The sequence below is a fragment of the Candidatus Frankia alpina genome, from assembly GCF_902806485.1.
In the GTDB taxonomy this organism is placed as follows: domain Bacteria; phylum Actinomycetota; class Actinomycetes; order Frankiales; family Frankiaceae; genus Frankia; species Frankia alpina.
Map to the genome: position 1 here is coordinate 1 of NZ_CADCWT010000592.1, position 433 is coordinate 433.

General features: G+C 58.2%; 1 protein-coding gene. It reads left to right on the top strand.

Translation table 11 applies throughout. The annotated features are described in order from the left end of the window. Positions 1-431 (top strand): hypothetical protein (locus tag G6R25_RS24630; RefSeq protein ID WP_205447476.1); only part of this gene is annotated, 431 nt, incomplete at its 5' end. Positions 432-433: the final 2 nt, after the last annotated feature.

The window sequence follows — 433 nt, forward strand, 5'->3', positions numbered from 1 at the left end:
ACACCAACACAACATTGATGTCACGCAAAGCGACGAAACGTTACCGGGAAAGGCTCAGTCTCTACACTCTTGCCGCCGCAAATGCGTTGATCACGGCCCTCCGCTCGGAGGGGAGCGCGGCCGCCGCAACCCAACTTGCGAAACAGACCGTCGAATTGCTGAGGACGTCGCTACCCCAGGATCACCCGTTCATCTTCTACTGCATGGAAAATCTGGCCAACTGCTACTACGATACGAACAGCTTCATCCTCGCCCAAGGACTCGATCAGGAGGTCGAGGCCGGCCTGCGGACGAAGCTCGGCGACAGCCATCCCCTCACCATGATTGCGTCCCTCAACCATGCCACCAGCCTCGCGAGAACCGACCCGGCGACCTTGGAGTTTTTCCGAAACCCGCGATGGCTGATTCGAATCAGATCGCCGGGATCGTAAAT